General features: G+C 41.5%; 15 protein-coding genes. 7 read left to right on the top strand and 8 right to left on the bottom strand.

Features of this window, described 5'->3' with window-relative positions; translation table 11 throughout:
• Positions 1 to 53: 53 nt before the first annotated feature.
• The 6 genes from AB1A65_RS08850 to AB1A65_RS08825 all read right to left on the bottom strand — a co-directional run bounded on the left by AB1A65_RS08850 (position 54) and on the right by AB1A65_RS08825 (position 5,278).
• Positions 54 to 917 (bottom strand): rhomboid family intramembrane serine protease, encoded by an 864-nt coding sequence (locus tag AB1A65_RS08850; protein WP_366587960.1) that lies wholly within the window; start codon positions 915 to 917, stop codon positions 54 to 56.
• 3 nt (positions 918 to 920) lie between these two features.
• Positions 921 to 1,655 (bottom strand): rhomboid family intramembrane serine protease, encoded by a 735-nt coding sequence (locus AB1A65_RS08845; protein ID WP_366587957.1) that lies wholly within the window; start codon positions 1,653 to 1,655, stop codon positions 921 to 923.
• On the bottom strand, positions 1,656 to 3,506 hold the full coding sequence (gene mutL / locus AB1A65_RS08840) for a DNA mismatch repair endonuclease MutL (RefSeq protein ID WP_366587954.1): 1,851 nt from the start codon (positions 3,504 to 3,506) through the stop codon (positions 1,656 to 1,658). It abuts the gene before it with no gap.
• The gene (locus AB1A65_RS08835; protein WP_366587952.1) at positions 3,506 to 3,790 is read right to left on the bottom strand and encodes a riboflavin synthase subunit beta; all 285 of its coding nucleotides are present in this window, start codon (positions 3,788 to 3,790) and stop codon (positions 3,506 to 3,508) included. Before AB1A65_RS08835 ends, mutL begins: the two co-directional genes overlap by 1 nt.
• A 240-nt stretch (positions 3,791 to 4,030) precedes the next feature.
• Positions 4,031 to 4,513, bottom strand: coding sequence for a 6,7-dimethyl-8-ribityllumazine synthase (gene ribH, locus AB1A65_RS08830; RefSeq protein ID WP_366587950.1), 483 nt, complete (start codon positions 4,511 to 4,513; stop codon positions 4,031 to 4,033).
• Between the two features lie 3 nt (positions 4,514 to 4,516).
• Positions 4,517 to 5,278, bottom strand: a complete 762-nt coding sequence (locus tag AB1A65_RS08825; RefSeq protein WP_366587947.1) for a tetratricopeptide repeat protein — start codon at positions 5,276 to 5,278, stop codon at positions 4,517 to 4,519.
• Between the two features lie 126 nt (positions 5,279 to 5,404).
• Between AB1A65_RS08825 and AB1A65_RS08820 the strand changes: the two genes are divergently transcribed.
• The 4 genes from AB1A65_RS08820 to AB1A65_RS08805 are packed head-to-tail and all read left to right on the top strand — an operon-like array spanning position 5,405 to position 7,749.
• Entirely contained in the window at positions 5,405 to 6,484 is a 1,080-nt protein-coding gene (locus tag AB1A65_RS08820) for a DNA replication/repair protein RecF (RefSeq protein WP_366587945.1), read from the top strand.
• A 1-nt stretch (position 6,485) separates the two neighbouring features.
• Positions 6,486 to 6,908 (top strand): hypothetical protein, encoded by a 423-nt coding sequence (locus AB1A65_RS08815; RefSeq protein ID WP_366587943.1) that lies wholly within the window; start codon positions 6,486 to 6,488, stop codon positions 6,906 to 6,908.
• Positions 6,908 to 7,204 carry a DUF721 domain-containing protein gene (locus tag AB1A65_RS08810; protein WP_366587940.1) on the top strand — a complete coding sequence of 99 codons (297 nt, stop codon included), beginning with the start codon at positions 6,908 to 6,910 and terminating at the stop codon, positions 7,202 to 7,204. The genes AB1A65_RS08815 and AB1A65_RS08810 overlap by 1 nt, the downstream gene beginning before the upstream one ends.
• A gap of 20 nt (positions 7,205 to 7,224) precedes the next feature.
• Positions 7,225 to 7,749, top strand: coding sequence for a GNAT family N-acetyltransferase (locus AB1A65_RS08805; RefSeq protein WP_366587938.1), 525 nt, complete (start codon positions 7,225 to 7,227; stop codon positions 7,747 to 7,749).
• 29 nt (positions 7,750 to 7,778) lie between these two features.
• Here AB1A65_RS08805 and AB1A65_RS08800 read toward each other — a convergent pair whose 3' ends face one another.
• Positions 7,779 to 8,198, bottom strand: coding sequence for a nucleoside-diphosphate kinase (locus tag AB1A65_RS08800; RefSeq protein ID WP_207097112.1), 420 nt, complete (start codon positions 8,196 to 8,198; stop codon positions 7,779 to 7,781).
• Between the two features lie 50 nt (positions 8,199 to 8,248).
• Positions 8,249 to 9,262, bottom strand: a complete 1,014-nt coding sequence (locus AB1A65_RS08795; protein ID WP_366587935.1) for an alkaline phosphatase D family protein — start codon at positions 9,260 to 9,262, stop codon at positions 8,249 to 8,251.
• Between the two features lie 76 nt (positions 9,263 to 9,338).
• Between AB1A65_RS08795 and AB1A65_RS08790 the strand changes: the two genes are divergently transcribed.
• The 3 genes from AB1A65_RS08790 to AB1A65_RS08780 are packed head-to-tail and all read left to right on the top strand — an operon-like array spanning position 9,339 to position 12,018.
• Positions 9,339 to 10,355, top strand: coding sequence for a bifunctional oligoribonuclease/PAP phosphatase NrnA (locus tag AB1A65_RS08790; RefSeq protein WP_366587932.1), 1,017 nt, complete (start codon positions 9,339 to 9,341; stop codon positions 10,353 to 10,355).
• Positions 10,352 to 10,900 carry a gliding motility-associated peptidyl-prolyl isomerase GldI gene (gene gldI, locus AB1A65_RS08785; RefSeq protein WP_366587930.1) on the top strand — a complete coding sequence of 183 codons (549 nt, stop codon included), beginning with the start codon at positions 10,352 to 10,354 and terminating at the stop codon, positions 10,898 to 10,900. Before AB1A65_RS08790 ends, gldI begins: the two co-directional genes overlap by 4 nt.
• An 11-nt stretch (positions 10,901 to 10,911) precedes the next feature.
• Positions 10,912 to 12,018: a peptidylprolyl isomerase gene (locus AB1A65_RS08780; RefSeq protein WP_366587927.1), complete on the top strand. Its 1,107-nt coding sequence runs from the start codon at positions 10,912 to 10,914 to the stop codon at positions 12,016 to 12,018.
• The last annotated feature ends 4 nt before the right edge of the window (positions 12,019 to 12,022 follow it).

The following is a 12,022-nucleotide window of genomic DNA, read 5'->3' as shown; positions in this document are numbered from 1 at the left end:
ACACCGTTCAGAAAAAAAATAATTTTATCGACAAATGATAGCTTTTTCACAAATCAATCTTCCTTACCTGCTTTGAACAAATAATCCTTTTCCTCTTTGGACAGACTCTCATAACCCGACTTACTAATCTTGTCCAAAATGGCATCTATTTTTCGCTGATGGGCCTCCTTATCGTAATCGGATGCGCCCTTCTTTGCTGCATTTTTTTTGTATACGGTTTTTAAGGGTGCTTTTTTCTCTTTGGGTTTAAAGAGTTGAACTATGCCGTCCCAGAGTTTGCTGAATCCTGAACCAATATCCCTTCCATTCAGTAATTGTCTGGCATAAATGTACCCCAAAAAAGCGCCGCCCAAGTGTGCTAACCTTCCTCCTATATTTCCACCATACGGAATCTGAATCAAGTCGACCAAAACAAAAAATGCCCCTACATACCATAACTTCACATTAAAAAATATGATTCTAACCTCTTGATTGGGAATGTAGGCACAAATGAAAATGAGTACGGCGGTAACCCCGGCAGAAGCACCAATCAAAGCTGTATTTGTATTCAATAGGGTTGGAAATACATTATAGCTAAGAAGGAATACCAACCCACCAATGATGACCCCTAAAAAGTAGACATTTATGAATCGCTGCGCATCAAAAAGATTGAGGAAAATCCTTCCTGTAAAATAGAGCATAAGCATGTTCCAAAAAATATGCCCCAGCCCTCCGTGAAAAAAGGAATAGGTGACCAAGGACCAAGGCTGGCCAAAAAAATCCATGAAACCCTTGGGCAAATGGAACCATTGTGACACGGAATAGCCCAGTAGAGCCAAGGAAAGACCATCCAAAATAAAAACAAGTACGTTGATGGCTATCAGCTTTTCAGCGATGTTCATCCTTGCGATATAATATTGTATTCCTCCACTCGCCATAGATCAATCCCAACGATTATTGTTAAACTGGTTTTTCTTCCAATACCACATCATTATGAACCCAATTAAGGCACCTCCAATATGTGCAAAGTGTGCGACACCGGTATTTACATTGCTGATACCGAAGATTAAATCCCCGGCAATCAATAAGGGTACAAAATATTTGGCCTTGATAGGCACAGGCAGAAATATCAGCATGAGTTTGGCTTCAGAATAGACAAAGGCAAAGGCTACCAAAACCCCATAAATAGCTCCAGAAGCGCCAACTGCCGGTGTATTAAAGGCGGTGAGCATACTGTCAACAGTATTTCTGGGAACAACATTGTACCAATCAGGACTATATTGGCCACTGGAAATAATATCCATCACTTGGGCCTTTGCTACACCTGCACTTTCCAAAGCATTTAAACCTTCGCTAAAAAAATAATAGTTCACCCCGGTATGAAGCATAGCTGAACCCAATCCCGCCGAAAAGTAAAAGAAAAGGAACTTATTCCTTCCCCACATTCGTTCCAATGGGGTTCCAAAAGCCCATAATGCATACATGTTGAACAAAATATGCATCAATCCACCATGCATGAACATGTGGCTAACTATTTGCCACCATTCAAAATTGGCATTCTTGGGAAACCAAAGTGCTAACCATTGAAACAATTGATCCCCATATAATTGTGTGGCAAAAAACAAGATCACATTGATGATCAGCAGGTGTTTTACTGCCTCGGTCATTCTACCCATCTAGCTAAATTTTTTATCGATATCTCCTTCAGAGATAATGGTATATGTCAATTTTTGAAACGGACTCAACGTGGGTTCCTTGCAAGCGAACAAATTGTTCACCAACGCCTGTTGCGATTCTTGATCCAGAAATTCTCCAGTGCGTACCGCCAAGTTCTTGGACAGCACCTTGGCCAATACTTCGGCCTGAGAAAGGGAACCCTCCATAAACCCCTCTTTGTAATCCGCTATCAAGCGATCCAATACCGTGCCAATTCCACTTTCGGGAACCACCGGCGGAACGCCTGTCACTTTTACCGTTTCTTCCTCCAAACTTTCAAAGGCAAAACCAATGTTTGTCAGGCTATCCTTGATTTCTTTTAAGATGCCCAACTCCTGTTTGTTGAAAGTGAGTTCCAAAGGAAACAAAAGTTGCTGGCTCACGCCTTCTTTTACGGTGATTTCTCCCAAAAATTTTTCAAAAAGGATACGTTCATGCGCCCTTTTTTGATGAATCACCAACATTCCAGATTTCACAGTGCTCACCACATACTTACGTCGCAATTGAAAAGTGGCGGCCAAATGCTCTTCTGCCAAATGGTCCTCTTCATAAATGGTCCCCTGGATTTCTCCTTCGGATTCGATGGCCACACTACTGAATTCCTCAATATCCACATCCTTTTCAAGGCCTTCGTATAATCCTTCCCAGCCTTTACTGCTCTTTTTTTGGAAACTGCCTCCACTACTCCTTCCCGTTGAAGAATCCTGAAATGGATTAAAGGTTGGGTCTACCGTAACCTTGGGCAGCGTTGCCCCTTTTTCTTTGTAGGCATAGGGTGTATCCAAATTGGGGTCATGATTAAAATCCAAGACTGGAGCCACGTTAAACTGACCCAAACTGTGTTTTATGGTTGACCGAAGAATGGCATACAGTGTATTTTCATCATCAAATTTGACCTCGGTCTTTGTGGGGTGAATGTTGATATCGATGGAAGACGGGTCCACTTCCAAATACAAAAAGTAGCCCGGGTACATATCCTGTTTGATGAGCCCTTCAAAAGCTGCTACCACCGCATGATGCAAATATGGGCTCTTGATAAATCGGTTGTTGGCAAAGAAAAACTGCTCTCCCCTGCTCTTTTTAGCAAACTCGGGCTTACAGATGAATCCCGAAATCCGCACCACCTCGGTTTCCTCATTTACAGGAACCAAACGACTTTCCATTTTACTTCCAAAAATATGGGCAATTCGTTGTCGGTGCTTGCCCTTGGGCAAGTTGAAAATCTCAGAACCATTATTGTAAAAATGAAATTCGATGTTGGGATGCACCAAGGCCACCCGATGGAACTCATCCGTGATATGACGAAGCTCCACTTGATTTGACTTCAAAAAATTACGTCGCGCTGGAATATTAAAAAAAAGATTCTTTACCGAAATGGAGGTGCCGACTGGAGTTGCCACAACCTCTTGCGAAACAATTTTGCTTCCTTCAATCTTTAAGTGTGTCCCAACTTCTTTGGATTCGGTTCGGGTCTGCATATCCACATGGGCAATGGCTGCAATGGAAGCCAAGGCCTCGCCCCGAAATCCTTTGGTCTGCAAATTGAACAGATCCTGGGCAGAGGATATTTTGGAGGTGGCATGTCGTTCAAAAGACAAACGGGCATCCGTTTCACTCATACCAATACCATCATCCACAACCTGAATCAATGCCTTACCACCATCTTTAACTATCAATTTAATGCTTGTAGACCCAGCATCGATGGCATTCTCCAATAATTCCTTAACAACAGAGGCTGGCCGCTGTACCACCTCCCCTGCTGCAATCTGATTAGCAACATGGTCCGGTAAAAGTTTAATAATGTCGGCCATTATGGATTCAGGAATATCGATAAATCAAAGTCGATCACAAAAAGGAACAACAGGACCAAAATGGCCACGATGATGAGAAAACGAAGTTTCAGGTTTTTGTCCCCCTCCACTTTAAGGTCATCCATGGCAGAGGTAACCTTGTTTTTGAGTCCCCGTTTTGTATTTGCGGTACTTCTGAATTTATCTAGTTTGTGTTCTATTTTAAAAGGATTGCCCTCACCCTTGTAATAGCGTGGTGAATAATTGAACGACTTATTTTTCCTGAGCTTCAGCGGGTTTCGCATGATATCCTTTTCCGTGTAACTTCAAAGGTACTTAAAATAGAAAAAAGGGGTAAAGCCCTACTGCCAAAAAATGTTAACAGCGGACAAGTTCAAGTGCAAGTTTCAAGTGCAAGAGTCAAGAAATAAGAACAGACACTAGATAGACTAGCTCTTATTCTTGGGCAGTAGAAATATTGAACTGTTGGTTTTTTTTGAGCTTTGCTCTTCCTTTGAACTTGAGCTTGAAACTTGAACTTGAGGTTACTTCCCCAACACGGCCATTTGAATGGCCGCGATAGCAGCTTCTGTTCCTTTATTGCCATGCTTACCTCCACTGCGGTCCTTGGCCTGTTGCATAGTGTCATCCGTCAGGACACAGAAAATTACGGGAACATCATAGGCTACATTCAAGTCTTTGATGCCTTGAGCTGTAGCACTGCAGACAAAATCAAAATGACTGGTCTCCCCACGGATTACACTGCCAATGGCAATTACTGCATCCACTTTTTGGGTCGTAATCATCTTTTTGCTTCCGAAGGTGAGTTCAAAGCTTCCAGGCACATCCCATTTTAGGATATTTTCTGCCCTGGCACCACAATCAATTAAGGCATCAAAAGCACCTTTGGCGAGAGCCGAAGTAATTTCAGTGTTCCATTCAGAAACAACAATCCCAAATCGAAGGTCCTTCGCATTTGGGATTTTAGTCTTATCGTACGTTGATAAATTCTTGTTCTCGGTGGCCATAATTTAATTTTGGGCCATTCCAATAAGGCCGTCAATACCAATACCCTCAGGGGATTTTGGATATTCCTCCTTGATACGTTCAAAATATCCCAAAGCCTTCTCCTTCTGATTCATTTCCATGGCAATAACACCTGCTTTATATAAGAATCTTGGTGTAGTGAACTCATTATCACTATGTGCAATTGCCTTTTCATAGTAATCCAAAGCATCTTCAGGCTGGTTCAATTGTGCAAATGCATCACCGATGCCTCCTTTTGCCATGGCACCCATGATAGCATCATCGGATGAGAAATTCTCTAAATGGGAAACAGCCTCTCCATATTGCTGAAGGTTTAAATAAGTCATTCCAGCAGAATATTCAGCTAAATTAGCGGCTTTGGTGCCACTGTATTCTTCGATGATATCCAAAAATCCGTATTTTCCCTCTGCACCGTTCAAGGCCAAAGTAAACAAGGAGTCCTTGGCAGTTTCACTCGCCAAAGCCTGATCAAAATATTGTTGTGGATAGTACAATTCATTGGCTGCTTGGGCCTCTTTAGGCTTTTGTATGAATTGGTGGTAGGCCAAAAAAGCCAAAACCCCAACAGCTACAGCCCCAATTACCCCTAAAATATAGTTTTGGTTCTTCTGAACCCATGCTTCGGTCTTGGAAGCACTTTCATCAAGGGTATTGAATACTTCAGCCGTTGTGCTGTCATGTTCTTCAACTTGAGCCTCTTCAGCCTTATTTTTTGGCTTAAAGCCTCTCTTCTTGTATGTTGCCATGCGTCATTTAATTGGTCGCGCAAAAATAAAGTTTTTATCCAAAACCAAAAGGCAATTTATTCGTTATTTTTGGAATCTTTAATTGGTTCCCAAACCCTAAAAATCCATTTGTTCCACTAACTTTTTATGTTTTTAAGACATTTATCTTTAGTCAATTACAAAAATTTTGATTCCAAATCGCTGGATTTTGACCCAGTCATCAACTGTCTTGTGGGCGATAATGGTGTGGGGAAGACCAACATTTTGGATGCTATTTACCACCTCTGTTTTGGCAAGAGTTATTTTAATCCGGTGTCCACTCATAACATAAAACACGATACGGATTTTTTTGTGGTTGAAGGTGAATTTGAGAAGGAAGGGCGTACCGAAAAAATACTCTGCTCCTTTAAAAAAGGCACAAAAAAAGTCATTAAACGCAACGGTAAGACCTATGAAAAATTCTCAGAGCACATCGGGTTTTTGCCGTTGGTCATCATCTCGCCTTCGGACCGGGATCTCATTCTTGAGGGAAGTGACACGCGACGAAAATTTATGGATGGTGTTATTTCGCAGTCGGACAAAGCGTATTTGCAGACCCTCATTAAATACAACAAAGTGTTGGTACAGCGGAATTCGCTATTGAAGTATTTTGTGGCCAACCACACCTTTGACCCCAACACGCTTGCAATCTATAACGAGCAACTGCATCAGCTTGGAACAGAAATCCATAAAAAAAGAACAGCTTTTATTTCCTCTTTTATTTCGATTTTTCAAGAACAGTACGCCCATATTTCGGATAAAAACGAAGAAATCATGCTTGCGTATGACAGTCAACTTTCCGAAGGAAGCCTACTGAAACTTTTAGAAAGCAACATCGACAAGGACAGGGCGCTGCAATATACTTCGGTGGGCATCCATAAAGACGATTTGAACTTTACCATAGCGGGACATCCTATTAAAAAATTCGGTAGTCAGGGGCAGCAAAAATCATTTTTGATTGCATTGAAACTGGCCCAGTTCCATTTTATTAAAGAACTGGCCAGCACCACACCAATTTTACTGTTGGATGACATTTTTGACAAGCTGGACGAGAGTCGGGTATCACACATTGTTGGACTGGTTAAAAATGAGAATTTCGGACAGATTTTTATAAGCGACACCCATGCCGAGCGCACGGAAAATGTTGTTAAAACCATTCACCAGAGCTATAAAATTTTTACCTTGTAGTATGTCTCGAATTCTTCCTTTTTTCCTGATTTTGATGATGTTGGGCTGCAAAAAAAACACGGTTACCGAGGCGGACCTTCATTATTTGAACGGCTATTGGGAAATTGATGAGGTCGTTTTTCCGGACGGTAGCGTAAAAGAATATGGAATGAACCCCAGCATCGATTTTATACAATTAAAGGAAAACAAAGGCTACAGAAAAAAGATGCAGCCAAAATTTGATGGCAGCTACGCGACTTCAAACGATACCGAGAATTTCTCGATTGAGGAAGTGAGCAACGGTTTTGCCATGCACTACCAAAACAATCTTAGTGATTGGAAGGAAACTCTGGTGGAACTGGATTCCACTTCGTTCGCTGTGGTCAACCAAGAAGGCGTCACCTATTTCTACAAACGATTTGAACCCATTAAAATCCCCCAATAATGGCAAAGCGACAGAATTCAAATTTACCCTTGAGCGAAGCGTTGAACGAGTTTATCAAAGAAAATAAGCTCCAAAAGGGCATGGACAAGGTGGATGCGCGGGAAGCTTGGGCCAATTTGATGGGAAATGGGGTTAACAACTACACCACAGGTGTGGAGCTTAAAAATGATACACTTTTTGTGTCGTTATCCTCTTCCGTTCTTCGTGAAGAATTGAGTCTGGGCAAAACCAAAATCATTGCCATGATCAATGAGGAATTGGGAAGGGAATTGGTGAAGAAACTGGTACTGCGGTAAATGAACCAATACTAAAAGTCGTGAAAACCATTCTAGAAACCGAACGACTGCTTATACTGGAAGCCAGCCATAACGATGCCGATTTCATTCTACAATTGCTAAACAGTCCAAGCTGGCTTAAATTCATCGGTGACAAGGGGGTAACAACCAAGAAACAGGCCCTGACCTATATTGATGAGAGTTTAATCGATTCCTATAATAAGAATGGCTTTGGACTTTATAAACTTTGTTTGAAATCGTCTTTGATTCCTGTTGGGCTCTGTGGATTTTTGCAACGCGATTATTTAAATCATCCGGATATTGGTTTTGCCTTGCTTCCCGAATTTGAAGGACAAGGATTGATGTTGGAAGCATGTCATGTCCTAATGAACCATGCTGAGTCCACTCTTAAATTCGAATGTGTTATGGCCATTGTACTGCCAATAAATGACAAATCTTGCCGATTATTGGAAAAAATTGGATTGCGTAACGTAGGAACCATTACGTCAAAAACAGGAGGTGAGAAATTGCTATTGTTCTCCAATAAAAAAAGCCACTCAAATTGAGCGGCTTTCCCTTTAATTTTCATTTTCAATTAAAATACTTCCCTTCCTGAAAAATGGAAAGCACCTTCTATGGCTGCATTGTCATCGCTATCAGAACCGTGAACGGCATTCTCTGCGATGTCATTTGCGTATAGTTTACGGATGGTACCTTCGGCAGCTTCAGCTGGATTGGTAGCACCGATCAATGCGCGAAAATCATCAACGGCATTGTCCTTTTCCAATATGGCTGCCACAATGGGGCCACGGGTCATAAATTCAACCAACTCTCCAAAAAATGGACGCTCTTTGTGGATGCCATAAAATTCCTCTGCATCTCTTTTGCTCAACTGCGTGTACTTCATGGCCACAATCTTAAAGCCAGCAGCTGTTATTTTTTCCAAAATCGCACCAATGTACCCGTTCTCAACAGCATCGGGCTTAATCATGGTAAACGTTCTATTTCCAGTCATTTACTTTAAATTTTGCGCAAAAGTACGCTTTTTCAAATAACGGGCAAGGCTTAATAGGTCTGTTTTAATTCTTGCAAAACCACGTCATTGTCACCCATTATCCTGAAATCAACTTCTCTATTTCTTAAATCTAAGGTTATTATTCCGTAACTCTTGCCGGATATTACCTCTCCAACCCGATACCGATTAGGCTCCCCACTAAAGCTGAAATACGAATGGGTAAGCCCACTGCTGGTAAAGTCAATCAATGGATATGTCATTCCGGAAAGTGTCTTTTTAGAGAACTCGGAAATATGTCGGTCTCCAGACAAAATAATCACCCCTTTTGCCTTGGAATCCACAATCATGTTTTCGAGTTTTTCCACTTCTTTTGGAAAATTGCCCCAAGTTTCAAACCCATGTTCCCTTGATAAAAACTGAATACTGGACATGATAAGATTGAAATCAGCATCAGAAGTTTTCAATTCGTTTTGCAGCCATTTCCACTGCGCTTCACCAAGGACGGTGGCATCACTGTCCAAATTGGGTTGGTATCGTCGGTCTGGGTCTTCATCCTTCACCAATTCACTTCGGAAATAGCGGGTGTCCAAAATCAAAACTTTCACTTTACCCTCTGGGGTCTCATAATTATGGGAGGTATAAACGCCTTCTTGATTTCGTCGCTGGCTATCTTTGGAAACCCCCATAAAATCCAAAAACACCTGTTGGCTTTCTGCCTTAATGGCAAAATTAGACCCACCATCGTTGACACCAAAGTCATGATCATCCCAAGTACCGATGATGGGAATTTCTGCCTTCAAAGCAGCATATCCTGCCACGGTATCCTGCATAGCGTATATGGTTCTTAACCTTTCCACATCATCCGTATCGGCGTAGACAATATCGCCGCCCCAAATCCAAACATCTGGGTTTTCTGCTAGAATATCATCCCAAAACAGATTGGATTCCTGTGACATATTACACGAACCAAAAGCCACGACAAAAGTGGAATCCTTTGGATTTTCCTTCTTTTTGCATCCAGAAAGAAGCACAAGGGCACATAATGGAACAGAAAAAATCTTCATTACTTTAAACTTCACAAAAAACAAAAATAGGGCATCAGGAGTTACCTCTATATTATATTATTGTATATTTGGCCGCATGAATTTAGCGGATATCACGACAGTTAAGTCGATTCTTTCCCAGCCTCAAAAAATCGTTATTGTACCCCATAAAAACCCCGATGGTGATGCCATGGGCGCTTGCTTGGGTCTTTGTGGTTTTCTGAAGGGAATGGGGCAAACCGCTCATGTGGTCTCGCCCAATGATTATCCCAAATTCTTGAAATGGATGCCCGGCAATGATGAGGTTGTGAATTTTGAATGGCAGCCTCAAGAAGCCTACGCACTTTTGGATGAGGCTACGGTTATTTTTACGTTGGACTTTAATGATCTATCTAGAATTGGGTCCATGGAAGCTGCTTTAAAAGACAGAGATGCAGATTTCATCATGATCGACCATCACCAACAGCCCAGTGACTACGCGAAAGTGACGTATTCTGATGTCACCATGAGTTCTACCTGTGAGATGATCTATAATTTTATTGAATTTTTGGGTCAAACCAACAGCATCACTGCTGATATTGCCACCAATCTCTACACGGGTATTATGACAGATACGGGTTCGTTTAAATATCGTTCCACTTCAAGTAATACCCATCGCATTGTTGCCAATCTTATTGACAAAGGTGCTGACAACATGGAAATCCATCGTCAAGTTTTTGACACAAATTCACCCTCTCGCCTCCATTTGTTAGGAGTGGCCCTTAGCAATATGGTCATTCTACCAGAATACAGAACGGCCTACATTACGTTGACACAAGAGGAATTGGACCAATACGATTTTAAAAAAGGTGACACAGAAGGGTTCGTAAACTATGGTTTAACGCTGGAAGGCATTATTTTTGCCCTAATTTTTATTGAAAACAAGGAAGAGGGCATTATCAAAATTTCATTGCGTTCTGTTGGGGATTTCTCTGTTAATCAATTTGCACGCGAACATTTTGATGGTGGTGGACATGACAACGCCGCGGGCGGAAAAAGTGATCTTTCCATGCAGGAAACCATTGACCGTTTCAATGAAATCCTGAAAAACTATAAAAGTGAGTTGAATCCATGAGACCCATCTTGATTCTTTTATTCGCACTGCTGTGTTTGAGCTGTGGAGGCCCAGAACCTCGCCGACCCATAGAAGTAAAATCTGGAAGTTTTTTCAAGGAATCTGTGGAACGGAACAAAGCGTTATTGGCCAAAGAGGAAAAGCTGATTCAGGAATTGATTGCCAAGGACACCATCCACGAATATTTAACAAGTCCCAACGGATTTTGGTATTATTTTGAAACCAAAAACGATACCGCCACTTACGCTCCACAAACCAATGACCAAATATTGTTCTCCTACAATGTAATGTCTTTGAACAACGACACCATTTACAGTGCGGAGGAGGTAGGTCCTACATCGCATGTGGTGGATAAACAACAACTTTTTCCGGGACTTCAGAACGCCGTAAAACTGCTCAAGATCAGTGAAAAGGCAACCTTTGTTTTCCCATCTTTACAGGCATATGGCTATCAAGGTGACAATAATGCCGTAGCGCCTCAGACCCCGATAAAATCATCAGTGGAACTTCACACCATTATCATAAATAAAGACAGTATAAATTAAAACGTATAAAAATGAAACAATCCTTATTGCTGATCACATTGTTTTCCATGGTTCTTATTGGATGTAAATCCAGTAAGTATGCCGAATTGGGGGATGGTATCTTTGCCGATATCCAAACCACCAAAGGAGACATTATTGTGAAATTGGAATATGAAAAAACCCCGGTTACCGTAGCAAATTTTGTATCCCTTGCCGAAGGCAATAGTCCTTTTGTAAACGATGAGTATAAAGAAAAGAAGTTCTATGACGGCGTCATGTTTCACCGAGTCATTAAAGACTTCATGATTCAAGGGGGTGATCCATCTGGAACCGGAAGTGGAAATATTGGGTACACTTTTAAAGATGAATTCAACGATTCTTTGTTGCATTCAAAAAAAGGAATGCTTTCCATGGCTAATCGTGGTCCAAAGACCAACACCAGTCAATTCTTTATAACCCACAAGGCTACCCCATGGTTAAATGGCAAGCATACGGTTTTCGGAGAAGTGGTGAAAGGTATGGATGTAGTTGATTCCATTGCCAATGTTGAAACTGCACCAGGCGATAAGCCCAAAGTACCCGTTGTCATGAACAAAGTAGAAATTGTACGCAATGGCAAAGAGGCCAAAAAGTTTGACGCCATACAGATCATGAGCAACTACTTTGAAGAGGCCAAAGCCCAAGAAGCTGCGTTTAAAAAAATGAAGGAAGATTTGGTTGCAGAATTTGCCCAACAAAAAGAGGAAGCCGAAGAAACTCCAACAGGATTGAAAATCTATTCCTTGGTCAAAGGCGAAGGTGAGCAACCCAAAGAAGGACAACAGGTAATGGTCAATTATGCAGGATATTTGTCCAATGGAGACCTATTTGACAGTAACATGCAAGAAGTAGCCGAAAAATTCAATCAATTAAATCCAGCTCGAAGAGATCAGGGTGGTTATGCACCATTTCCTATGGAATATGGTCCTCAAGCTCGATTGATTCCTGGTTTTAAAGAAGGACTCCAAACTATGAAAGTTGGAGATAAGGTTCGACTGTTCATTCCTCCACATTTGGGCTACGGTGCACAGGGCAGTGGACCCATTCCACCAAATTCTGATTTAGTATTTGATTTGGAAATCACCGAGATTCAAGAGTAAACCA

The organism is Allomuricauda sp. ANG21, assembly GCF_040705235.1.
Taxonomy (GTDB): domain Bacteria; phylum Bacteroidota; class Bacteroidia; order Flavobacteriales; family Flavobacteriaceae; genus Flagellimonas; species Flagellimonas marina.
Note: the sequence above shows the minus strand (reverse complement) of the source record. Positions and strands in the feature narration are given on the sequence as shown.